The sequence below is a fragment of the Streptomyces sp. I05A-00742 genome, from assembly GCF_013055795.1.
Classification (GTDB): domain Bacteria; phylum Actinomycetota; class Actinomycetes; order Streptomycetales; family Streptomycetaceae; genus Streptomyces.
On record NZ_JABETO010000029.1, the window covers coordinates 1 to 21,550 of the forward strand.

The following is a 21,550-nucleotide window of genomic DNA, read 5'->3' on the forward strand; positions in this document are numbered from 1 at the left end:
CGCGGCTGCCGTCGGCAGCGGGCCGGCCGGCGGGGCCGGGGCGGCGGCGGGGCCGCGCTGCGGCCGGGTGCCCGGCAGCCGCCAGTCGGCAGTGAAGTGGCGTACGAGCAGGTCGGTGACGGCGGCGGGCTGCTCGACCGGGGCGAGGTGCCGGGTACCGGGGACGACCGCGAGCCGCGCGTCGTGGATGCCGGCGACGAGCACCCGGGCGTCCGCGGGCGGAGTGACCGGGTCCTCGGCGCCGACGAGCACGAGCGTGGGCACGCCCACCCGGTCCAGGCCGGAGCGGACGTCGAAGGCGGCCAGCGCCTCGCAGGCGGCGGAGTAGCAGGGGACGTCGGTCGTGCGCACCATATGAACGGCCCAGTCCACTATGGCGGGCTGGGCCGCGGCGAAGCCGGGGCTGAACCAGTTCTCGGGCGCGGCCCTGGCCGCCGGGTCGAGGCCGTGCGAGCGGGCCTCGGAGGCTCGTACGCCCCAGCCGTCGGCCGACCCGAAGCGGGCGGCGGCCCCGATGAGGGCGAGGGAGCCGAGCCGGTGCGGGTGGCGCAGGGCCAGGTCGGCGCCGACCGCGCCGCCGATGCAGCATCCGGCGTAGGCGAAGTGCTCGACGCCGAGTTGCCCAAGGGTGGCGAGCAGCCGGTCGGTGAGGTCGCCAACGGTCACAGCGGGCCGGGCGGGTGCCCCGCCATGACCGGGGAGGTCGAAACGGAGGACGCGCCAGTGGCGCGTGAGTTCCGGTACCTGCCGGTCCCACATATGCCAGGTGGTGCCCAAGGCGGGCCCCAGGACCAGGACGGGAGCGTCCTCTGGCCCGTCAGAGCGGTATTGCAGGGTGTTCGCCGGTGTCTCACTCACCCGCCAGACCCTCTCATGTATCACACCGCTCCCACGACGGGGGGCATGACTATACGGGCCTGACCAGGTGGAAGACCTTCCGGGCGTCGTGGTCCACGGCGTCCTGCGGCGCGAGGGCGTCAGGTGCGGCCGAACGCCGTGTCGCCGGACCATCCGTCTCCGGTCTGCGGGCAGTGCCCGGCCCGGCCTCGTCGCGCGCGGCTTCTCTCCCGGTCCGACCGCTCTCAATACCCGCTGGTGTGGCGACATCACCTACGTCCCTTGTCTCCTGGCGGGTGGCCGGCCGGGCCACCGCCGGCCGTCTGTGGATCGAGCTGGTCTCCGACGCCCTGGAGGGGCCGTCGGCACACCGGCGCCGAATCCACCGCTCAGAGTCCCGAGTTCGGCTCCGGATCTCGGTCGGCCGTACGTCCAAGCACACCGGGCACTCCCGGATCGGTGGCCCGCGACCGAGCCGGGACGGGCGGGACGTCGACGCCTTCCCACCGGATGCAGTCGCCGATCAGGTACAGGCAGTCGATTGCGGGCAGCGGATACCCGCCGCCTGATTCGGATGAGGCGGAGCGCCGACGGAGCTTACGGTTCCGAGGAAATCAGGCGTCCTGGAGGCGGCATGAACAGTTATCGCGGTCCGCGTACGGCGGTGGTCGTGGGCGCGGGCGTTGCCGGTCTGACAGCGGCCGCTGCTCTGGCGGGCGCGGGATGGCAGGTTGAGGTCGCTGAGATCGACTCGTCGAGGGCGGCTTCGGGCTGGGGGTTGTGCCTGACCGGTCCTGCGCTGCGTGCTCTGGCTGGGCTGGGTCTCGTGGACGACTGTCTGGCCGCGGGCTACGGCATGAGCGTGATCACGCACGTGGACGTGGACGGCGAGCCCGCGGGCGAGACCCGGCTGCCGCGCCTGGCCGGTGCGCGGCGACCGTCGATGGCGGGCGTGGCACGCCCCGTGCTGCACCGCGTCCTGTGCGCGGAGGCCGAGCGGCGCGGCGTGGTCGTGCGGCAGGGACTGACCATCACGGCGGTGGACCAGGAGGGGGAGCTGGTCCGCGTGCGGTTGTCGGACGGGACGGTCCGGCGGGTGGCGCTGTTGGTGGGTGCGGACGGGATCCGTTCAACTACCCGGAGCCTGCTGGGCCTCGGTGCCTCGCTCGACTATCACGGGCAGATGGTCTGGCGGGCTCTGGTGCCCCGCCCGCGGTGGGCCACCGGGATCCACCAGTTCGCCGGGGAGGCCGGCACGGTCGGCCTCGTGCCCGTCTCGGTCGGCCGGGCGTACGTGTTCCTGACGGAGAACGGAGTGGAGCGGAGCGTCCTGCCCGAGGCCGAGCTCGTCCCGCGTCTGCGGCGGCTGCTGGGAGCCTTCCCGGACCGGGTGGCGGAGATCCGCTCTCTGGTGTCCGCGTCGGAGTGGGTGGTGCGCCGTCCGGTGCTGACCGCGTTCCTGGAGGGCGCCTGGAGCCGGGGCAACGGCGTCGTCATCGGTGACGCCGCGCACGCGCCGGCACCACAGATGGCCGGCGGCGCGGCGCTGGCCATCGAGGACGGGCTCGTGCTGGCCGAAGAGCTCGGGCGGCACAGGTCGGTCGGGGCGGGGATCGAGGCGTTCGTGAGGCGGCGCGGGCAGCGGTGCCGAACGCTCGTGGAGACCTCGGTGGCGATCGCCCGCCTGGAACAAGCGCGACGCCATCGCGAAGCGTATCGGCTCACGGATTCCGGTCACCGGCTCATGGCCGGGCCCGCGTGACCGTCCGGCGCGAAGAGACCGACTGGGCGAGGGAGTTCACCATGAGCAACAGCAGTCTGATCACCCACCTGCGGCACATCGATATCGCCATGCCGAACTTCGCCGAGCAGCGTCGGTTCTACACCGAGCTGTGGGGGCTGACGGAGACGGCCGGTGACACCGGTGTCTCGTTCCTGGCGGCCGAGGGCTCCCCGGAGCAGTATGTGGTGCGGCTGCGCGAGGACGCCCGCAAACGCACCGATCTGATCGCCTTCGGCGCTGCCGGCGCCGGCGATATCGACGCCCTGGCCGCACAGTTGATCGCGCAGGGGGTGCGGCTGGTCCACGAACCGAGACCGCTGGACACGCCCGGGGGCGGCTACGCGGTCCGTTTCTTCGACAACGAGGGCCGCGTGGTGGAGGTCTCCGCCGATGTCGCCGCGCGCCGGCACCGCAGGATCGAGGCCCGCGAGCCGGTCCCCGTGCGCCTCTCCCATGTCCTGATGAACTCCCCCACCCCCGAGGCCACGGTTGCCTGGTACATCAGACACCTGGGGTTCCGCCTCTCGGACACCATGCGCCTCGGCGGCCGCGGCGAGATCATCTGGTTTCTGCGGTGCAACACCGTCCACCACAGCTTCGGCATCGTGCGCGGGCCGCACGCGGCCTTCCACCACGCCTCCTTCGAGATGCGCGGAATCGACGAGTACATGCGCGGCACCGGCCGGATGCGGCGCATGGGCATCGAGCGGCTGTGGGGGCCGGGGCGGCACCGTGCCGGTGGCAACTCCTTCAGCTACTTCCTCGACCGGGCCGGCAACACCGTCGAGTACACCACCGAGCTGGAGATCCTGGACGAGGACACCTGGCACCCCCACATCTATGATCTGTGCGACCCCGCCAACGCGGACGAGTGGGGCACGGCCGATGAGATGGACGAGTTCATCGCCGCCAAGTCCCACAACGACGTGGACCCGGGGCTGTTCGTCGCCCCACCGATGTGAGCGGGTCCGCGGAGCGACTCACAGATCGGGCGCACCGAGGGAGGCGAACGCCGTGCCGGAGCCGCTGCGCACCCACCTCATCAGCAGATCCCGGAACCCCGTCGACCTGCTGAACGCCGCCACCCTGCTCTTCGGTGGTTCTGTCGCCGCCTCGCCGCTGGACGGTCTGTGCGGCGGCGATCACGAGCTGCGCGGCGTGGCCGCTCAGGACTTCGCGGTGGGCTACTTCGCCTCGCCGCTCGATGTGCGCGTCGCCCCGGCCGAGGGCGGCCACAGGTCCTACTTCGTCAACATCGGTGTCTCCGGCGCGATCTCGGCGGCGCTCGGCGGCCTGCGGACGACCCTGGACGCGTCGACGGCGGGAGTCGTCAACCCCGGGGACTCCCAGGAACTGCGGCCCGTGCGTGCCCGCGGGACGCGGTTCCTGGGGCTGCGCATCGACGCCGCCCTGGTCGAGCAGGAGTTCTGTGCGCTGACCGGGCAACCGCCGCTGTCCCCCATACGTTTCGACTTCGCCCTGGACCTGGCCACCGCCAAGGGCCGGGCGGTGCGGCTGCTGGTCCGTTCCCTCCTCGAACAACTGGACTCGGGAGACCCCCTGTTCCAGCGCCCGGACGTGCAGCGCGGCCAGCTGCGGTCCATCGTCACCGCCCTGCTCCTGGCGCAGCCGCACTCGCACACGGCCGGGCTGCGCGACGGTCCTCCACCCTGCCACCCGCGTGCTGTGCGCGCGGCCCTCGCGTTCATCGAGGCGAACCTCGCCGATCGCATCAGCCTCGGTGACATCGCTCAGGCCGCCCGGTGCAGCCCCCGCACCATCAGCTCGGCGTTCCGCGACCGGCTCGGCGTCCCGCCCCTGTCCTACGTCCGCAACGTGCGGCTCGACCGGATCCGTGCGGACATCCTCGCCTCCACCGACCCCATCGGCACGATCGCCTACCGGTGGGGCGTCTCCCACCTCGGCCGCTTCGCGAGCGCGTATCGCGACCGCTTCGCCGAACTCCCCTCCGACACCGCGGCCCGGAGATGACCCCGGCGACGCGTCGTCCCGGCCGCGCCACCTCGGACCGGCCGCACCGCCTCGAACCCGCCGCGCCGCCCCGGACCGTCAGGGCGTCGTCGTGGAGACCACGAACACCCGGGGGTACCGCGGGTCGTCGAGGTTCGCGGTCACCTCCAGGTTCGGCTTGGGCTTGTCCTCCTCGCGGACCGTGCCCGTCCAGCGGTGCTTGCCGTCGAAGTCCCAGCCGACCGTGCCGGCCTCTTCCTCGTCGATGGTCACGTCACCGTCCTCCAGGTCGGAGGAGTTCATCCCGTGGTCGCCCAGCCACTGGCCGAACTTCTCCTGGGTGGTGGTGAACTGGAGGAACAGCGAGCTGGACTTCCAGGAGTTGGTCTCGAAATGGGCGACGTCCTCGGCGCCCGACGGCACCGTCACCTCGTAGATGCGCCGCTGGAGCCGGGAGGGCCAGCCCTCCTCCAGCCCGGTGACGGTGGCCTCCTCCTGCTTGTCGCCGTTGCCGTTCCGGCTCTGCATCGCGGAGATGTAGAGGTAGCCGGCGGGGATCGCGATCAGCAGGAAGACGATCAGGGGCTTGAGCCAGCGACGGGTCCCGCGGGTGCCGTCCGGGCCGTCCTCCCCGGGCGTCCGGGCGTCCGTCGTGCGGTCGGTGTGCTCCATGGTGATCACCCGCGGCCCGCCTGCGCGTACCGCTCGTACCGTTCGACGCGGCGCCGGTTGGCGCGCCGGAAGCGGCGGGCGACCAGCCGGGCCAAGTCCGCGGCGCCGACCATGCCGGCCTCGGGGCCGAGCTGGGCCTTGACGATACGGGCCTCGGGCCGGTAGCCGCGGCCGGTCAGATGGCGGCGGAAGGCGTCCCGGGCGGGGCCGATCAGCAGGTCGTCGGCGGCGCTGACGCCACCGCCGATGACGAAGCAGGACGGGTCGAGGGCGGCGGCCAGGTTGGCGATGCCGACGCCCAGCCACTGGCCGATGTCCTGGAGCAGCTCGACGCACATGGCGTCGCCGTTCCGGGCCAGCTCGGTGATCAGCGGGCCGGTGATCTCGGGGATGTTGCCGCCGACGCGGTCGATGATCCCGTACGCCACCGGGGACTCCGCGGCGGCCAGCTCGCGGGCCTCGCGCACCAGCGCGTTGCCGGAGCTGTACTGCTCCCAGCAGCCGCGGTTGCCGCACGGGCAGCGGTGGCCGCCGGGCACGACCTGCATATGCCCGAACTCCCCGGCCACCCCGAACTTGCCGCGCTTGACCTGCCCGTCCTCCAGGATCGCGCCGCCGATCCCGGTGCCGAGGGTGATCATCACCAGGTGGTCCTCGCCCCGGCCCGCGCCGAAGCGCCACTCGGCCCAGGCGGCGGTGTTGGCGTCGTTGTCGACCATGACGGGCACGGCGAGCCGGCCCGCCAGCCGGTCGCGCAGCGGCTCGTTGCGCCAGGAGAGGTGCGGGGCGAACAGGATGCGGTTGCGGTCGGCGTCCACCCAGCCCGCCGCGCCGATGCCGACGGCGTGCACGTCGTGCCGGTCGGAGAGGTCGAGGACCAGCTCGACGATGGTGTCCTCGACGACCTTGGGGCTCTTGGACTTGTCGGGGGTCTCGGCGCGCACCTTCTCCAGGATGGCGCCGTCGGCGTCGACGACCCCGGCCATCACCTTGGTGCCGCCGATGTCGATGCCGACGGTGGGGACGCGGGGCGCGGTCAGGTGCGAACGCCGTTCCCGCGATCCCGCGGTGCGCAGGACGGTCGCCCGCGCGGAGCCCCGGTAGACCCGCTCGCGGTAGATGCTCATCGCGACACCTCCGTGCCTCGGTGGGCTCCGGCGGCTGATCGGGGGCGTGCTCGCACGAGGTCGTCGTCCCTGCGGTGCTCGGGGAGGCCCGGGGCCTCGCGGTTTGCGGTCGGTGCGGGTGCTGCCCGCGTCGCCGATTGTGCCTCACCGGGGGCGTTCGCCGCACAACGGGCGGCGGGGCCCGGCACCACTCCCGGCGCCGGGCCCCGCGTCATGATCAGGAGTCCCCGTCGCGGGCCCCGTCCGCCGTCCCGGCGGTGGGGCCGGGCTTCCCGGCCGCGGGGTCGGGCTTCCCGGCCGCAGGGCCGGGCGTCTCGACCGCGGAGCCGGACTTCCCGACCGCAAGGTCCGGCTTCCCGACCGCGGGGTCGGGCTTCCTGGCCGCGAGGTCCGGAACGGGCGCGCGCTCCAGCTCGTGGCTGAGCTGCTCCAGCTCACTGCCGCCCGCCATCTGCCGGGTGAGCTCGTCCAGGGCGATGTCGGCCTTGGCGTGGCTGCCGGCCATCGCGCCCCGCTTGAGCAGCACGAACCGGTCGCCGACGAGGTACGCGTGGTGCGGGTTGTGGGTGATCAGCACCACACCGAGGCCCGCGTCGCGCGCGGCGGCCACGTACTTCAGGACGACGCCCGACTGCTTGACGCCGAGCGCGGCCGTCGGCTCGTCCAGCACCAGGACCTTGGCGCCGAAGTGGACCGCCCGGGCGATGGCCACGCACTGGCGCTGGCCGCCGGAGAGGGTGCCGATGGGCTGGTCGACGTCGTGCAGCTCGATGCCCATCCGGGCCAGCTCGGTCCGGGTCGTCTCCCGCATGGCGGCCACGTCGAGGCGCTTGAACGGGCCCCGGCCCTTCGTCGGCTCCGAGCCGAGGAAGAAGTTGCGCCACACCGGCATCAGGGGCACCACGGCGAGGTCCTGGTAGACCGTGGCGATGCCCCGGTCCAGGGCCTCCCGGGGCGAGCCGAGACGCGCCTCCTCGTCCTCGATCTCGAAGGTGCCGGCGTCGTGCCGGTGCAGCCCCGCGATGATCTTGATGAGGGTGGACTTGCCGGCCCCGTTGTCGCCCAGCACACAGGTGATCTCCCCCGCGTGCACCTCCAGGGAGACCCCTTCGAGGGCGCGGATGCTCCCGTAGAACTTGCTGACGTCGGTCAGCCTGACCAGAGCACTCATTTACTGGCCTCCGCGCGCTTCCGTACCCAGGCGTTCAGCAGGGTCGCCAGCAGGAGCATCGCGCCGAGGAAGAACTTGAACCAGTCCGGGTTCCACTGCGCGTACACGATGCCCTTGCTCGTCATACCGAAGATGAACGCGCCGATCGCGGACCCGACGGCCGAGCCGTAGCCGCCGGTCATCAGACAGCCGCCGATGACGGCCGCGATGATGTAGAGGAGCTCGTTACCGACACCCTCGCCGGACTGGACGACGTCGTACGACATCAACAGGTGCTGGCCCGAGATCCAGGCGCAGAAGGCGACCGCCATATAGAGGCCGATCTTGGTGCGCCGGACGGGCACGCCGACCGCGCGGGCCGCGTCCACGCCGCCGCCGACCGCGAAGATCCAGTTGCCGGCGCGGGTGCGCAGCAGCACCCAGGTGGCCACGGCGACCAGGCCGAGCCACCACAGGACGGTGACCTGGAGGTCCACGCCGCCCACCGTGAAGTGCGAGGCGAAGAGGGCACGGGCGGACTCGAAGCCCTCCATGTCCCCGATGGTCTTGGTGGAGACGGTGCCGCTGATGAGCTTGGTGAAGCCGAGGTTGAGGCCCGTGAGCATCAGGAACGTACCCAGCGTGATGATGAAGCTGGGCAGTTTGGTGCGGGTGAGCACAAAGCCGTTGAAGAAGCCGATCGCCAGGGTGGCGAGCAGGGACACCCCGACGCCGACCCAGACGTTGGCCGTCATCTGGTAGCTGAACATCGAGGAGATCAGCGCGGAGCTGGTCACCATCACACCGGCGGACAGGTCGAACTCGCCGCCGATCATCAGCAGCGCCACCGGTACGGCCATGATGCCGATGGTCGACGACGCGTAGAGCACGGTGGAGAGGCTGGACGCCTCCAGGAAGGAGTCGGCGACGATCGCGAAGAAGACGAAGACGGCGGCGGCGCCGACGACCGCGCCCAGCTCGGGGCGGCCGAGCATACGGCGCAGGTAACCCCGGTGCGCCGGCCCTTGGTCCGCCTCGGGGACGGTGGCGGCGGTACTGCTCATCGGGTCCCCCGCTTGGTGTACTCGGCCAGGACCTTGGCGTCGTCCTTGGTGACGATCTGCGGGCCGGTGAGGACCGGACGGCCGCCGCCGAGCATGTCGCGGTTGTAGCGGTACAGCCAGAGCAGGTCCACGGCCTCGTAGCCCTGGAGGTAGGGGTCCTGGTCGACGGCGAACCCGAGCGAGCCCTCCTTGAGCGCCTCGGCGACCTTGGCGTTGAGGTCGAAGGTGTCGACCTCGGCCTTGCTGCCGGCCTGTTCGGCGGCCTTCACCGCGGTCGGCGCGAAGGGGGCACCGAGCGTGACGACGGCGTCGACGTCCTTGTCGGACTGGAGCTTGGCCTCGATGGAGGACTGCACGCCGGGCATATTGGTGCCCTCGACGTAGAGGTTCACCACCTCGCCCTTGAAGGACTTCTTCACGCCCTCGCAGCGCTGCTCGTGGCCGATGTTGCCCTGCTCGTGCAGGACACAGACGGCCTTCTTCCTCCCGCGCTCGTTGAGCTGCTCGCCGACGGCCTCGCCGGCGACGACCTCGTCCTGCCCGATGTGGGTGAGGGCGCCGAACTCCTTGGACTTGTCCGAGCCCGAGTTCACGGTGATCACCGGGATGCCGGCCTTCTTCGCCTTCTCCACGACGTCCTTCATGGCGTCCGGCTTGGCGAGGGTGACGATCAGACCGTCGACCTTCTGGTCGATCATGGCCTGGACGCTCTGGGCCTGCTTGTTCCCCTCCACGTCGTGGGCGTAGAGGAACTTGATGTTGTCCTTGACCGCCGCCTGCTTGGCACCGTTCTGCACGATGTCCCAGAAGGTGTCGCCATCGCCCGAGTGGGTGACCATCGCGAAGGTCCACCGGGGCGTGTCGACCGCGCTGCGGCCCTGGGCGGCCTTGGCGGCCCGCTCCTCGGCGCGCTTGCCGCCCGTACTGCTGCACCCCGCCAGTGTGGCGCCGAGCACCGCTGCCAGCACGGCGCTCACCGCACGTACGCCTGTCCGAACCCTTGCCACGAGGACTTGCCCTTCCACTGTCTGTCACGGTGCGGCCGGGCCCCGGTCCCGCGAGCCCAACCGCCCAAGTATCCGTCACGATCCGTCACGGCCGACCGCGGGGGCTTTCACCCGGTGCGGTGTTCAGGTGTTCTAGTGGCGCGCGCCACACCACGTCAATACTTTGTCAGAACATTCTGACGACCGAGCGGTCCCCGACCGTCTCACGGCCTGGCCAGCAGCTGGAAATCGAAGGAGTAGCGGGAGGCGCGGTAGAGGTGGGAGCCGAACTCCACGGCCCGTCCCCTGTCGTCGAACGTCGTCCGCTCCATCGTCAGCAGCGGCGCCCCCTCCGGCTCCGCCAGCCGGCCGGCCTCGTCCGCCGTCGCGGCCCGGGCGCCGATGGTCTGCCGGGCGCTGTGCAGGGTGATGCCCGCGGTGCGCATCAGACGGTACAGCCCGGTCCCGGCCAGGACGTCACCGTCGAGATCGAGCAGCCCGACGGGCAGATGGTTGCACAGGTGGGCGACGGGCTCCCCGTGCGCGAGCCGCAGCCGCTCCAGCCGGACCACATCGGCGCCCTCGGACACCCCGAGGGCGGCGGCGACGGCCGCGGGGGCGGGCACGGCGGCCAGCTCCAGCAGCCGGGTGGCGGGCTGCTGGCCCGCCGCCTCCAGGTCGTCGTAGAGGCTGCTCAGCTCCAGCGGCCGTCTGACCTGGCTGTGCACGACCTGCGTCCCGACGCCCCGGCGCCGCACCAGCAGACCCTTGTCGACGAGCGACTGGATCGCCTGGCGGACGGTCGGCCGGGACAGCCCCAGCCGTGCGGCGAGCTCGATCTCGTTGCCGAGCAGGCTGCCGGGCGCGAGTCCGCCCCGCTCGATGGCGGCTTCGAGCTGCTGGGCCAGCTGGTAGTAGAGCGGGACGGGGCTGCTGCGGTCCAGGGTGAACTGGAGGGATCGGTGCTCTGCCACCCGAGGGAGGGTAGCCGGGGGACCTGATGACGGGAAGTCCGGAGGTCCGGTTGTCCGGACATATGCGTCGTGACCTGTGCGTGCGAGCGGGGTGCCGTGGCGCGCGCGGCCGTTGAGCGCTCCCCCGGTCGCGCGGCCGCGCCGGTCCGCGCGGGCTGCCGTACGGGCCCCGGATGCGCGAGGATCGGCCCGGCGCGGGACGCGGTGCCCGCGGGAGGGGGAGCGCCGGTGAAGGTCCTGGCCCTCGGTGTGGCGCTGGGCCTGAGCGCGGGTGTCAGCCCGGGGCCGCTGCTGGCCCTGGTGGTGTCCGGCACTCTGCGCGGTGGGCTGGGCGTGGGCCTGCGGGTGGCGGCCGTGCCGGTGCTCACCGATCTGCCGGTGATCGTGCTGTCGGTGACCGCGCTGTCCGCCCTGCCGGACCGGGCCGTCGCCGCGGGCGGCCTCGCCGGTGGCCTCTTCCTGCTGTGGCTGGGCGGCTCGACGCTGCGGGAGGCACGCACGGCCGAACTCCCGCGCCCGGACGACGCCGGGGCGCCCGCCGAAGGCCGTCGGACCGTCCGGCAGGGCGTGCTGGTCAACCTCCTCAGCCCGCACCCGTGGCTGTTCTGGCTGACCACGGGGTCACCGCTGCTCGTCGACGCGTGGCGGGACGGGCCCGGGGGCGCGGGCGGCTTCCTGGCCGGCTTCTACGCCCTGCTCGTCGGCAGCAAGGCGCTCCTCGCCCTGGTCGTGGCCCGCACCCGGCGCCGGATGACGACCCGGGCCTTCCGGCTGCTGCTCGCCGGGGCGGGCGGCCTGCTCCTGGCGGCGTCCGCGCTGCTGCTCGCGGAGTTCGGCGGGGCGCTGACCGCCTGACCGGCGGCCCCGCGCTGACCGCTCGACCGGCGGCCCCGGGCAGGGCAAGGCGCCGACCGACCGACCGGGGGCCGGCCACGGCAGGACGCCGACCGACCGGGGCCCGGCAACGGCAAGACGCCGACCGACCGGGGCCCGTGCATGGCAAGACACCGACCGACCGCCGGACCGGAGGCCCGTGCGCGTCGGTCCGGGGAGGCCCGTGCCCGTCGGCCCGGACAGGCCCGCGCTACGTTCCCCCCGCGCGATCCGCCTCCGCGAGCCGCCCGATCAGCTCCTCCACCCGCTTCGCCACCGAATCGCGGTCCCCGTCCGCCAGTTCGGCGCCCATGCCGCAGGCGACCGCCCCCGCGGCGATCCACTCGGGAGCGGCGTCGACGTCGATCCCCCCGCTCGGCACCAGGGCCGCCTGCGGCAGCTCGGCGCGGATCTCCCGGATGCGCTCGGGGCGGTGGCAGGTGGGGCAGGAGGAAGGGAAGAGCCTGAGCGCGTCGGCGCCCAGTTCCAGCGCCCGGACGATCTCGGCCGGGGTCGAGACGCCCACGAAGACCGGGACGCCGTGGCGGTGGCCGGTGCGCAGCACCTCGGGGTCGAGGGCAGGCGAGCTCAGGAAACGGGCGCCCGCCTCGACGGCCAGCCGGGCGGAGGCGGCGTCCAGGACCGTGCCGGCGCCGATGACCGCCTCGTCACCGACCTCCCGGACCAGGGTGGCGACGGCGTCCAGGGCGAAGGGAGTGGCGAGGGATATCTCCAGGCTGGTGAGTCCGGCCGCGAGCAGGGTGCCCGACGTCAGCGTCGCCTGGTCGTAGCTGTCGCCGCGCACCATGGCGAGGACGCGTTGCCCCAGCGCTGCCCGGGTGATCTCCCAGCGATACACAACAGTTCGCCGCCCTTCTCGTCACGCGTGGAACGTCACGCGTGCGTCGTCTGCGGAACGAGAAGAACGGTAACGGCAGGGACTGACATCCGCCCCCGCCGCGCACCCCGCCGCCGAGGCGAAGGCGTGCGCCGGGGCACGGCCGGGCGTGACGGCACCTGCACTGTTGCACGCCGTATCTGACGCTCCGTCAACTCCTGCTACCGGGCACCCAGAAGTGGAATCCATCGTTCCAACAACGCCGGGCCGGCCGGGGCGACGCGCACCCGGCCGGCGAAGGGGCGGTCAGGAGAGGGGTCAGCAGGAGAAGTCGACGCGGGCGAAGGACCGGTAGTGGTCGGCGGTGTAGTAGTCCTCGCGGCTCTTCTTGCCGGCGACGATCCGGCGGGCGCCCCGGTCGGGCGAACCGGGCGTGATCACCGTGTACTCGTGGTAGTAGCCGCTGCTCTGCTTCGGCAGGACGCCCTCCCGGTTACTGAAGACTGTCCCGTCCTTGGGGTACGGGTACGGGCCGCCCTCCTCGATCAGGTCCAGGGTGTCGTGTGCCTGCGAGGGCAGCCCGGAGTAACAGATGTGGCCGACGCCCCGCACGGCGACGGACACGGTTCCTCCGTCCGCCGAGGGGGCGGCGGCGGTGGCGACGGTGGGGGTGCCGACGAGGAGGGAGGAGGCCAGAACGGCGAGCGCGCCGACGCGCGCGAAACGGTGGGGGATGTTCATGCGCCCAGCATGACGCGCGTAGCACATGTCATGTCAACGACAAACACGCGATGTTCCCCCACCGTTCACCGACTCCGCGTATTGCCTGGGAGGCAAAGAGTTTTGCCTTTGAGGCACGGCAGGGCTATACCGGGAACATGAGCCCACAGACCGGAACGGAAGACCCCGCGACCGAGGATCTCCCCGCCGTCGCCCCGCAGTTGCGCGCGCTCAGGACCCGCAGCGCGCTGACGCTGGAGGTCGCGGCGGCCCGGGCCGGGCTGTCGCCCGCGCATCTGTCCCGGCTGGAGACCGGACGCCGTACGCCGTCGCTGCCCATGCTGCTGGCCCTCGCGCGCACCTACGGAACGACGGTATCCGACCTCCTCGGGGAAGTGCCCCAGACGGCGGACCCGATCGTGCGCGCGGACCGGATGGAGGCGCAGCGGGCGGGCGGCTGGACGTACTGGCGGGCCGGCGGCTCGGGCCGCGCCATGCAGGCCCTGCGGCTGCACGTGCCGCACGGCCAGGACGCGGCGGGCCAGGAGGAACTGGTGCGGGTGCACCCGGGCGAGGAGTGGCTGTACGTCACCGGGGGCCGGCTCCGGCTGGCGCTCGGCGGGACGACGCACATGCTCGGCCCCGGCGACGCGGCCCACTTCGACTCCCTCACCCCGCACCGCATCGCGGCCGCCTCCCACGGCGGGGTGGACCTGCTGTTCATGCACACGCTGATGCAGAGCGGCGCGGCCGGGCTGTGCCTCGGCGACGCCGGACCGACCCGGAGGGGACACCATGACTGACACCGTGCACCGCCAGGCGGCGGACCACAGCGAGACGGCCACCACCGGGACCGCCCCCGCCCCGGAGGAGGCCGCCAACGGGCCGGAGGTCACGGCGGGTCCCGTCGTCCACGCGGCCGGGGCCGGGATCGGGGCCGGTGCCGGAGCCGGCAAGGCCGAGGTGGAGGACCGCGCCCCGATGGGCATGAAGGTCCGGGTCTTCATTTACCTCGTCGCCGTCCACTTCATCTCCGCCTTCTTCTTCCTCCTCTTCTACATCGGCAAGTAGACCGCCACCCGGCACGTGGGCCCCGGTTCCACCGGCGTCCGCCGGTATCCTGAGCGCCCCGTCCCTGCACCTTGGGCTCGCCGCCCGGGAAGGCGGAACGATGGCGCGCACGGCGCAGGACGTCCTGACGGACGCGGTGCGGGAACTCGCCCCGGACACGGGCGCGAACCGGCTCGTCCCCCTGATCGCGACCGGCGCGGCCCCGCGCTCGGCGATCGCCGCCTTCGCCCTGGAGCAGCACCACGTCATCGCCTCCGACCGGCGCAGCTACCGGCACCTGGCGGAGCGGTCGGCCGCCCGTCCGGCGGTGGCGGCGTTCTTCGACCCGCTCGCGCGGGGCGAGACCACCGCGCTGGAGCTGCTCGGCCCGCTCGCGGCGGCCTGCGGGCTGGACGAGCGTGCGGTCGGGGCGTACGAGCCGACGCCCGGCGGCCAGGCGTACCCCGCGTACACGGCCTGGCTGGCGCTCCAGGCCGAGCCGGTGGACGTGGTGGTGGCCGTGACCGTCAACTTCGCGGCGTGGGGCGGCTACTGCACCACGGTGGGCCGGGCGCTGCGCACGCACTACGGGTTCGACGACACGGCGTGCGGTTTCTTCGACTTCTTCGCCCGGCCCGATCCGGACGCCGCCGAGCGGGCGCTGGCCGCGGTGGCGGCCGGGCTGGCGGACGGGGTGCTCACGGAGCGGCTGGCGCACCGGTACGGGCGGCTGTTGCAGGGCTACGAGACGATGTTCTGGAACTCCCTGCCGGAGGGCTGAGGCCTTCCCCCGGAGCCGTACCTCATCTCCCCCGGGCCTCCAGCGCCTTCGTCCCCGCCTCCGTGAGCGCGCCGTGGGCCCTCAGCCGGGCGATCCCGCCGTCCGGGTGGACGTCGAGGCGCAGGTGCGTGGCGACCACCCCGCCCCCGCCCAGCGGGAACCGGTGGACGGAGTCGGGCTGGAGGCGTGTGCGCGGCAGGATCTCGGTCCATCCGCCGTCGCCCTCCGCGTCGCGTGCCGAGAGTGACGCCCAGCCCGCCGCGTTGCCCTTGAGGCAGGCGGTGTCGATCTCGACGGCACGCAGGAGCGACTGTCCGGCCAGCCGGTAGCGCACCCAGTCGTGACCGCGGTCGCGGCGGCGGCGGGTCTCCCAGCCGTCGTCCATCCGCCGTGAGCGGCCCGGCAGGATGGTGCCCAGCGGGGAGGAGTAGAAGCGGTCGGAGGCGTCCTCGACCAGGCCGCCGTTCTCCAGCGCCGCCACGTCCACGGTGCCGAGCGCGGCGAGCCAGGCCGGGTCGGGCACGGGCTCGCCGTGGACGCGCAGCCGGGCGATGCCGCCGTCGGGGTGCTGGTTGAGGCGCAGGTGGGTGAAGCGCCGGGCGCGGTGGACGGCGAAGGCGTTGGCGGCGTGGCCGCCGACGGGGGTGCGCGGGACGAGGACCGTCCACTCCACGTCGTCCGCCAGCAGCTCCTCCGGGGACGGCGTCCCGGGCAGGGCGGCCGCCTCGACGCTCACGGCCCGCGGGTGGTTGCCGCGGAAGTGGGCGGTGTCGACGACGAGGCCGTGGACGACGCCGGGGGCGCCGAGCCGGACGAGCGCCCAGTCGTGGTCGTCGTCCGCGGGGTACGGGTGCGCGGCGGACGGCCCGCGGCGGCGGCGGGTCTCCCAGCCGTCCATGATCTTGCCCTTGTGGCCGAAGCGCTCCGGGTAGAACCGGGCGGGCCCGGGGACGAGCAGGTTCTCGCGCTCGGCGAAGAACTCGTCGTTGGCGGCGGTCACGGCGCCGCCGAGCCGGCGGTCGGCGAGGTCGGGGAGGTGGCCGAACGGGAGGTCGGCGGTGCGGTAGTCGGCGTACGGGTCGCCGCCGGGGTAGGGGCTCGCGGGGCCGGTGAAGGAGGTGACGGCGGTGAACGGCGGGGTGCTGGTGAACGACGAGGTGGCGGTGACGGCGGTGGGTATACCGCTCGGGGTCATACGCGCTCCAGGAGTCGGCCGGTGGGTTCGGTGAGGGCGCCGCGGTGGTGGATCCTGCGGCCGCGCAGCCAGGTGGACCGGACGACGCCGCGCAGGGTGCGTCCCGCGTAGGCGGTGACCGGGTTGCGGTGCTGGAGCGCGGCCGGGTCGACGGTGAACGTCTCGTCGGGGGCGAGGACCGCGAAGTCCGCGTCCCGGCCGGCCTCGATGGCGCCCTTGGCGGTGAGGCCGGCGAGGGCGGCGGGGGCGGTGGCCATCCAGCGGGCCACGTCGTGCAGGGTGTGGCCGCGGCGCCTGGCCTCGGTCCAGACGGCGGGCAGGCCGAGCTGGAGGGAGGAGATGCCGCCCCAGGCCCTGCCGAAGTCGGGGACCTTGAGGTCGGCGGTGCACGGGGAGTGGTCGGAGACCACGCACTGGACGGTCCCGGCGGCCAGCCCGGCCCACAGCGCGTCCTGGTTGGCGGCCTCCCTGATGGGCGGGCAGCACTTGAACTCGGTGGCGCCGTCCGGGACTTCCTCCGCCGTGAGGGTGAGGAAGTGCGGGCAGGTCTCGGCGGTGATCCGCACGCCGGCCGCCCGGGCCGCGTCGAGCGTGCCGAGCGCGTCGGCGGAGGACAGGTGCAGGACGTGGACCCGGGTGCCGTGCCGCCGGGCGACCTCGACGAGCCGTGCCACCGCCTCGTTCTCGGCGTCGCGCGGGCGGGAGGCGAGGAAGCCGGCGTACCGGCGCCCGTCGGGGCGGGGCGCGCGGTCCAGCCGGTGGGGGTCCTCGGCGTGGACGATCAGCAGGCCGTCGAAGGCGGCGAGCGCGGCGGCGACCGTCTCCAGGTCCCCGGCGTCCAGGTGCGGGAACTCGTCGACGCCGGACGGCGAGAGGAACGCCTTGAAGCCGAACACCCCGGCGTCGTGGAGCGGGCGCAGGTCCGCCCGGTTGTCCGGCAGCGCCCCGCCCCAGAAGCCGACGTCGACGTGGGCGGCCGGGCGGGCCGTCTCCCGCTTGACGCGCAGGTGGCCGACGGTGGTGGTGGGCGGGACGCTGTTGAGCGGCATGTCGACGAGGGTGGTGATGCCGCCGGCCGCCGCGGCGCGGGTGGCGGTGCGGAATCCCTCCCACTCCGTGCGGCCCGGGTCGTTGACGTGCACGTGGGTGTCGACCAGGCCGGGGAGCAGCACGTCGTCGCCGAGGTCCTCGACCCGGACGCCGGGGCCGGGCGCCGCGGTGTGGTCCCGGACGGCGGTGATGCGGCCGTCCTCGACGGCGACGGAAGCGGGGCGGATGCCCTCGGGCGTCACGACACGTCGTGAGCGCACCACCAGCTGCCGGTCGGACACGACGCCCCCCTGAGGGTCAACAGGCGGATTTCAACGTTCTGTTGAACAGCGATGGCCCGCAGTCTCCATTCCCGCCGGAGGCCCGTCAACCCCCGGGCCGCCACCACTCCCCCCACATGCCTCTTTTCGGATACCGGGAGAGCGGTTTCGTGCACCAGAACCGAGCGTGAGCCACTCGCCACGGCCCGGTAGGCTGCTCCCACCCCACCCCCCGGAAGGACCGCGACCAGTGCCCTCGTCCGCCGAGCCCAGAACCCCGTCCGCCACCGGGGGCGTCCAGTCCCTCGAACGCGCCTTCGACCTGCTGGAGCGCATGGCCGACGCCGGCGGCGAGGTGGGCCTGAGCGAGCTGGCCACCAGCAGCGGGCTGCCGCTGCCCACCATCCACCGGCTGATGCGCACCCTGGTCGCCAGCGGCTACGTCCGCCAGCAGCCCAACCGCCGCTACGCGCTCGGCCCCCGGCTGATCCGGCTCGGCGAGAGCTCCGCCCGGCTGCTGGGCACCTGGGCCCGCCCGTACCTCACCCGCCTGGTGGACGAGACCGGCGAGACGGCGAACATGGCCCTGCTCGACGGCGACGAGGTCGTCTACGTCGCCCAGGTGCCCTCGCGCCACTCCGTGCGGATGTTCACCGAGGTGGGCCGGCGGGTCCTGCCGCACACCACCGGCGTCGGCAAGGCCCTGCTCGCGCAGGCGCCGGACGACGAGGTACGCGCGATCCTGGGCCGGACGGGCATGCCCGCCGCGACCGAGAAGACCATCACCGCGCCCGAGGTGTTCGTCGACGCGCTGGCGCGGGTCCGGGAGACCGGCTACGCGGTGGACGACAACGAGCAGGAGATCGGGGTCCGCTGCCTGGCGGTGCCGGTGCCGGGCTCCCCCACGGCGGCGGCCATCTCCATCTCCGGTCCGGCGGGGCGGGTCACGGAGGAGTCCACGGAGCGGATCGTTCCGCTGCTGAAGCAGATCGCGGCCGAGCTGTCGGCCGCCCTCGCGAGCACGACGCCGTCCTGATGCCGGCCTGATGCCGTTCCTGACGCCGTTCCTGACGCCGTCCTGACGCCAGGAGTCCTGTCGTGGGCCGGTCAGCCCCTGCGCTCCGGCCGGGCGGGATGCGCGGCCGCATGCTCGCCGAAGTCGCCGTGCTCCCCGAACTCACCCTGCTCACCGGCCAGCCGCCCGGCGAACCGCTCGACCGCCTCGCGCACCTCGCCGAGGGCCGGGGCCAGGGCGCTGACCGAGCCGACGGCGCCGGCGACGAGCAGCAGGGAGCTGCGCAGCCGGGAGATCTCGGGGCCGCCCGCGCGGGCCATCGCGTCGAGCGCGGCGAGTTCGTCCTCGGCGGCGTCGCGGTCGGGTAACCGGGCGGGATGCGCAGCCAGGGCCCGCCGCAGCCGGGCGACGGCCGCGCTCAGCTCGTCCACCCTCGGATCCCGCTCACCAGGACGGCCCGTCAGCTCCTGTTCCACCACTACGGCGCCTTCCGCCATGACTCTCCCCCTGCCCACGCCCACGCGCGGATCAGTTAACGCCACTTTCCGTGTGCCGCGCCACACGGAAAGCGAAATTCAGGCCGCATCTTCTCTGGCGAGTGACGAACAGACGTATGGCGCACACGCTGCCACGATTGCGCTATGCAATGAGACATGGCGCTGACGAGGGACACGAATACGACATACGGGGGAGCATCGCCCGTCGCCGGGCTGCTGCTCGCGGGCGGCGGCGGCCGGCGGCTCGGCGGGCGGCCCAAGGCGCTGCTGGAACACCGGGGGCGCACCCTCGTGGAGCACGCCGCCGCCGCGCTCGCCGCGGGCGGGTGCGGACCCGTGCACGTGGTGACGGGCGCGGCCGCCGCGGACGTCAGGGCCCGGCTCGACGGATCGGCGTGCGTCGTCGTGGAGAACCCGGGGTGGGCCGGGGGCATGGGGTCCTCGCTCCGCGCGGGGCTGGCCTCGCTCGCCGGGGCCGAGGTGTCCGGGGCCGAGGTGTCCGGGGCCGAGGTGTCCGCGGTGGTGGTGTCCGCGGTGGTGGTGTCCGCGGTGGTGGTGACGCTCGTGGACCAGCCGCGGATCGGCGCGGCCGCCGTGGCCCGGGTGGTGGCCGCGCACCGGGCCGGGGCGGGCCTGGTGGCGGCGGCCTACGGGGGCCGGCGCGGCCACCCGGTGCTGCTGGCCCGGGAGCACTGGGCGGGCGTGGCCCGGGAGGCCACCGGGGACCGGGGCGCGCGGGCCTACCTCCGGGCGCACGCGGACGCCGTCCGGCTCGTCGAGTGCGCGGACATCGCCGCGCCCGACGACGTCGACACCCCGGACGACCTCGCGCTCCTCGCCTGACGCCGCCCGGGCGCTCCGGGTGGCACTCCGCGCCACTTCCGCCGCTTCCACCGCCTCTGCCGCGGCCGCCCGCGCACCGGCCGGAAAACACCTGCGGTATTGAACTTCCGTCATACGAAAACTACCCTCCCGAACACCGCCGGGTGCACTTCCCGGCACTCCGTGCCACTGCCCCGTCCCACCGCCCGGACTCCGCACCCCACCCCCCGAACAGCCCTGCGAGGAGTGACAGCCCATGCCCGCATCAAGGCCGACCCCGTTGACCGTCGCCGGCACCCCGAGCGTGCCGCGCCGGGAGGAGGTCCTGACCGGCCCGGCACTGGAGTTCGTCGCCGCCCTGCACAAACGGTTCACCCCCCGCCGCGACGAACTGCTGGCCCGCCGCGCCGAGCGGCGCGCCGTGCTCGCCCGCACCGGCACCCCGGACTTCCTCCCCGAGACCGCCCACGTCCGCGCCGACCCCACCTGGCGGGTGGCCCCCGCCCCGGCCGCGCTGGAGGACCGCCGGGTGGAGATCACCGGGCCGACCGACCGCAAGATGACGGTCAACGCCCTCAACTCCGGCGCCCGGGTGTGGCTCGCCGACTTCGAGGACGCCTCCGCCCCCACCTGGCAGAACGTCGTCCAGGGCCAGGCGAACCTCATCGACGCCTTCGAGCGCCGCATCGACTTCACCAGCCCCGAGGGCAAGACCTACGCCCTGCGCCCCGACGGGGAGCTGGCGACCGTCGTCGTCCGCCCGCGCGGCTGGCACCTCGACGAGCGTCACCTCACCGCCGCCGGCCGGCCCGTCCCCGGCGCCCTCGTCGACTTCGGCCTCTTCTTCTTCCACAACGCGCGCCGCCTCGCGGAACGGGGCAAGGGGCCGTTCTTCTACCTGCCGAAGACCGAGTCGCACCTCGAAGCCCGGCTGTGGAACGACGTGTTCGTCTTCGCCCAGGAGTACCTGGGTCTGCTGCACGGCACCGTCCGGGCCACCGTCCTGATCGAGACGATCACCGCGGCCTACGAGATGGAGGAGATCCTGTACGAGCTGCGGGACCACGCCTCCGGCCTCAACGCGGGCCGCTGGGACTACCTCTTCTCGCTCATCAAGACCTTCCGCGACTCCGGCGAGAAGTTCGTCCTGCCCGACCGCAACGCGGTCACCATGACCGTGCCCTTCATGCGCGCCTACACCGAACTCCTCGTCCGCACCTGCCACAAGCGCGGCGCCCACGCGATCGGCGGCATGGCGGCCTTCATCCCGTCCCGCCGCGACCCCGAGGTCAACGAGGCCGCCCTGCGCAAGGTCCGGGCCGACAAGGAGCGCGAGGCGGGCGACGGCTTCGACGGCTCCTGGGTCGCCCACCCCGACCTGGTGCCCGTCGCCCGTACCGCCTTCGACGCCGTGCTCGGCGAACGCCCCCACCAGAAGCACCGGTTGCGCGAGGACGTCCGGGTGACCGCCGACCAGCTCATCGCGCTCGACACCGTGGAGGCCCGGCCGACCTTCGAAGGCCTGCGCAACGCCGTCCAGGTCGGCGTCCGCTACATCGAGGCATGGCTGCGGGGGCTGGGCGCGGTGGCCATCTTCAACCTCATGGAGGACGCGGCCACGGCCGAGATATCCCGGTCGCAGATCTGGCAGTGGGTGCACACCGGAGTCGACCTGGAGGGCGGCGGCAAGGCGACGCCCGACCTCGTCCGCGAGGTGGCGGCCGCCGAACTCGCCGCCCTGCGCGAGGAGAAGGGGGACGCGGAGTTCGCGTCCGGCCGCTGGCAGGAGGCCCACGACCTGCTGCTGAGGCTCGCCCTCGACGACGACTACGTCGAGTTCCTCACCCTCCCCGCGTACGGGCTGCTCGACTGATCGCTACCGGGA

22 protein-coding genes are annotated in these 21,550 nt (G+C 73.3%); 10 read left to right on the forward strand and 12 right to left on the reverse strand.

The window, feature by feature from the left end; genetic code table 11:
• Window positions 1-858 (reverse strand): alpha/beta fold hydrolase (locus HN013_RS23510; RefSeq protein ID WP_312018697.1); only part of this gene is annotated, 858 nt, incomplete at its 3' end.
• Window positions 859-1,471: 613 nt separating this feature from the next.
• Here HN013_RS23510 and HN013_RS23515 point away from each other — a divergent pair.
• From HN013_RS23515 to HN013_RS23525, 3 genes are read left to right on the forward strand one after another with little or no spacing between them, the layout of a single operon-like run.
• Entirely contained in the window at window positions 1,472-2,599 is a 1,128-nt protein-coding gene (locus tag HN013_RS23515) for an FAD-dependent monooxygenase (RefSeq protein WP_212764722.1), read from the forward strand.
• Between the two features lie 41 nt (window positions 2,600-2,640).
• A complete protein-coding gene (locus HN013_RS23520) occupies window positions 2,641-3,582 on the forward strand; it encodes a VOC family protein (protein WP_171169446.1) in 942 nt (313 codons plus the stop codon).
• A gap of 52 nt (window positions 3,583-3,634) precedes the next feature.
• Complete coding sequence (locus tag HN013_RS23525) at window positions 3,635-4,612, forward strand: AraC family transcriptional regulator (protein WP_171169448.1); 978 nt, start codon at window positions 3,635-3,637, stop codon at window positions 4,610-4,612.
• 78 nt (window positions 4,613-4,690) lie between these two features.
• Here the strand turns inward: HN013_RS23525 and HN013_RS23530 are convergent, their stop codons facing one another.
• The 6 genes from HN013_RS23530 to HN013_RS23555 all read right to left on the reverse strand — a co-directional run bounded on the left by HN013_RS23530 (window position 4,691) and on the right by HN013_RS23555 (window position 10,564).
• Window positions 4,691-5,263 (reverse strand): hypothetical protein, encoded by a 573-nt coding sequence (locus HN013_RS23530; protein WP_171169451.1) that lies wholly within the window; start codon window positions 5,261-5,263, stop codon window positions 4,691-4,693.
• 5 nt (window positions 5,264-5,268) lie between these two features.
• Window positions 5,269-6,390: an ROK family glucokinase gene (locus HN013_RS23535; protein ID WP_171169458.1), complete on the reverse strand. Its 1,122-nt coding sequence runs from the start codon at window positions 6,388-6,390 to the stop codon at window positions 5,269-5,271.
• Between the two features lie 217 nt (window positions 6,391-6,607).
• The gene (locus HN013_RS23540) at window positions 6,608-7,561 is read right to left on the reverse strand and encodes an ATP-binding cassette domain-containing protein (protein ID WP_249375309.1); all 954 of its coding nucleotides are present in this window, start codon (window positions 7,559-7,561) and stop codon (window positions 6,608-6,610) included.
• Window positions 7,558-8,604 carry an ABC transporter permease gene (locus HN013_RS23545; protein ID WP_171169460.1) on the reverse strand — a complete coding sequence of 349 codons (1,047 nt, stop codon included), beginning with the start codon at window positions 8,602-8,604 and terminating at the stop codon, window positions 7,558-7,560. Before HN013_RS23545 ends, HN013_RS23540 begins: the two co-directional genes overlap by 4 nt.
• The gene (locus HN013_RS23550) at window positions 8,601-9,572 is read right to left on the reverse strand and encodes a sugar ABC transporter substrate-binding protein (RefSeq protein ID WP_312018699.1); all 972 of its coding nucleotides are present in this window, start codon (window positions 9,570-9,572) and stop codon (window positions 8,601-8,603) included. The genes HN013_RS23545 and HN013_RS23550 overlap by 4 nt, the downstream gene beginning before the upstream one ends.
• A gap of 242 nt (window positions 9,573-9,814) precedes the next feature.
• Complete coding sequence (locus HN013_RS23555) at window positions 9,815-10,564, reverse strand: GntR family transcriptional regulator (RefSeq protein WP_171169464.1); 750 nt, start codon at window positions 10,562-10,564, stop codon at window positions 9,815-9,817.
• A 228-nt stretch (window positions 10,565-10,792) separates the two neighbouring features.
• On the opposite strand from HN013_RS23555, the gene HN013_RS23560 reads away from it, so the two are divergent.
• The gene (locus tag HN013_RS23560) at window positions 10,793-11,419 is read left to right on the forward strand and encodes a LysE family transporter (protein ID WP_171169466.1); all 627 of its coding nucleotides are present in this window, start codon (window positions 10,793-10,795) and stop codon (window positions 11,417-11,419) included.
• A gap of 229 nt (window positions 11,420-11,648) precedes the next feature.
• Here the strand turns inward: HN013_RS23560 and HN013_RS23565 are convergent, their stop codons facing one another.
• Both HN013_RS23565 and HN013_RS23570 read right to left on the reverse strand, forming a co-directional pair.
• Complete coding sequence (locus tag HN013_RS23565) at window positions 11,649-12,296, reverse strand: bifunctional 4-hydroxy-2-oxoglutarate aldolase/2-dehydro-3-deoxy-phosphogluconate aldolase (protein ID WP_171169468.1); 648 nt, start codon at window positions 12,294-12,296, stop codon at window positions 11,649-11,651.
• Window positions 12,297-12,593: 297 nt separating this feature from the next.
• The gene (locus tag HN013_RS23570) at window positions 12,594-13,016 is read right to left on the reverse strand and encodes a ribonuclease domain-containing protein (RefSeq protein WP_171169470.1); all 423 of its coding nucleotides are present in this window, start codon (window positions 13,014-13,016) and stop codon (window positions 12,594-12,596) included.
• A 137-nt stretch (window positions 13,017-13,153) separates the two neighbouring features.
• Here HN013_RS23570 and HN013_RS23575 point away from each other — a divergent pair, with 137 nt between their 5' ends.
• The 3 genes from HN013_RS23575 to HN013_RS23585 all read left to right on the forward strand — a co-directional run bounded on the left by HN013_RS23575 (window position 13,154) and on the right by HN013_RS23585 (window position 14,826).
• Complete coding sequence (locus HN013_RS23575) at window positions 13,154-13,798, forward strand: helix-turn-helix domain-containing protein (RefSeq protein WP_171169472.1); 645 nt, start codon at window positions 13,154-13,156, stop codon at window positions 13,796-13,798.
• Window positions 13,791-14,066, forward strand: coding sequence for a DUF6126 family protein (locus HN013_RS23580; protein WP_171169442.1), 276 nt, complete (start codon window positions 13,791-13,793; stop codon window positions 14,064-14,066). The genes HN013_RS23575 and HN013_RS23580 overlap by 8 nt, the downstream gene beginning before the upstream one ends.
• A 100-nt stretch (window positions 14,067-14,166) precedes the next feature.
• The gene (locus tag HN013_RS23585) at window positions 14,167-14,826 is read left to right on the forward strand and encodes a transcriptional regulator (RefSeq protein ID WP_171169474.1); all 660 of its coding nucleotides are present in this window, start codon (window positions 14,167-14,169) and stop codon (window positions 14,824-14,826) included.
• A gap of 22 nt (window positions 14,827-14,848) precedes the next feature.
• Here the strand turns inward: HN013_RS23585 and alc are convergent, their stop codons facing one another.
• Both alc and allB read right to left on the reverse strand, forming a co-directional pair.
• Entirely contained in the window at window positions 14,849-16,021 is a 1,173-nt protein-coding gene (alc, locus tag HN013_RS23590; RefSeq protein ID WP_171169476.1) for an allantoicase, read from the reverse strand.
• On the reverse strand, window positions 16,018-17,352 hold the full coding sequence (gene allB, locus HN013_RS23595) for an allantoinase AllB (protein ID WP_171169478.1): 1,335 nt from the start codon (window positions 17,350-17,352) through the stop codon (window positions 16,018-16,020). Before allB ends, alc begins: the two co-directional genes overlap by 4 nt.
• Window positions 17,353-17,581: 229 nt before the next feature.
• Here allB and HN013_RS23600 point away from each other — a divergent pair, with 229 nt between their 5' ends.
• Window positions 17,582-18,367, forward strand: a complete 786-nt coding sequence (locus HN013_RS23600) for an IclR family transcriptional regulator (RefSeq protein WP_171169479.1) — start codon at window positions 17,582-17,584, stop codon at window positions 18,365-18,367.
• Between the two features lie 71 nt (window positions 18,368-18,438).
• Here the strand turns inward: HN013_RS23600 and HN013_RS23605 are convergent, their stop codons facing one another.
• A complete protein-coding gene (locus tag HN013_RS23605) occupies window positions 18,439-18,843 on the reverse strand; it encodes a DUF5955 family protein (RefSeq protein WP_249375311.1) in 405 nt (134 codons plus the stop codon).
• A gap of 156 nt (window positions 18,844-18,999) precedes the next feature.
• On the opposite strand from HN013_RS23605, the gene HN013_RS23610 reads away from it, so the two are divergent.
• The gene (locus HN013_RS23610) at window positions 19,000-19,686 is read left to right on the forward strand and encodes an NTP transferase domain-containing protein (protein WP_171169481.1); all 687 of its coding nucleotides are present in this window, start codon (window positions 19,000-19,002) and stop codon (window positions 19,684-19,686) included.
• Window positions 19,687-19,921: 235 nt separating this feature from the next.
• The gene (gene aceB / locus HN013_RS23615; protein ID WP_171169483.1) at window positions 19,922-21,538 is read left to right on the forward strand and encodes a malate synthase A; all 1,617 of its coding nucleotides are present in this window, start codon (window positions 19,922-19,924) and stop codon (window positions 21,536-21,538) included.
• The last annotated feature ends 12 nt before the right edge of the window (window positions 21,539-21,550 follow it).

Excerpts from the sequence above, each read along its gene's own strand:
- HN013_RS23515 (WP_212764722.1), top strand. The coding sequence starts at position 1,472 with ATGAACAGTTATCGCGGTCCGCGTACGGCGGTGGTCGTGGGCGCGGGC.
- HN013_RS23520 (WP_171169446.1), top strand. The coding sequence starts at position 2,641 with ATGAGCAACAGCAGTCTGATCACCCACCTGCGGCACATCGATATCGCC.
- HN013_RS23530 (WP_171169451.1), bottom strand. The coding sequence starts at position 5,263 with ATGGAGCACACCGACCGCACGACGGACGCCCGGACGCCCGGGGAGGAC.
- HN013_RS23535 (WP_171169458.1), bottom strand. The coding sequence starts at position 6,390 with ATGAGCATCTACCGCGAGCGGGTCTACCGGGGCTCCGCGCGGGCGACC.
- HN013_RS23540 (WP_249375309.1), bottom strand. The coding sequence starts at position 7,561 with ATGAGTGCTCTGGTCAGGCTGACCGACGTCAGCAAGTTCTACGGGAGC.
- HN013_RS23545 (WP_171169460.1), bottom strand. The coding sequence starts at position 8,604 with ATGAGCAGTACCGCCGCCACCGTCCCCGAGGCGGACCAAGGGCCGGCG.
- HN013_RS23570 (WP_171169470.1), bottom strand. The coding sequence starts at position 13,016 with ATGAACATCCCCCACCGTTTCGCGCGCGTCGGCGCGCTCGCCGTTCTG.
- HN013_RS23575 (WP_171169472.1), top strand. The coding sequence starts at position 13,154 with ATGAGCCCACAGACCGGAACGGAAGACCCCGCGACCGAGGATCTCCCC.
- HN013_RS23580 (WP_171169442.1), top strand. The coding sequence starts at position 13,791 with ATGACTGACACCGTGCACCGCCAGGCGGCGGACCACAGCGAGACGGCC.
- HN013_RS23585 (WP_171169474.1), top strand. The coding sequence starts at position 14,167 with ATGGCGCGCACGGCGCAGGACGTCCTGACGGACGCGGTGCGGGAACTC.
- alc (WP_171169476.1), bottom strand. The coding sequence starts at position 16,021 with ATGACCCCGAGCGGTATACCCACCGCCGTCACCGCCACCTCGTCGTTC.
- HN013_RS23605 (WP_249375311.1), bottom strand. The coding sequence starts at position 18,843 with ATGGCGGAAGGCGCCGTAGTGGTGGAACAGGAGCTGACGGGCCGTCCT.
- HN013_RS23610 (WP_171169481.1), top strand. The coding sequence starts at position 19,000 with ATGGCGCTGACGAGGGACACGAATACGACATACGGGGGAGCATCGCCC.
- aceB (WP_171169483.1), top strand. The coding sequence starts at position 19,922 with ATGCCCGCATCAAGGCCGACCCCGTTGACCGTCGCCGGCACCCCGAGC.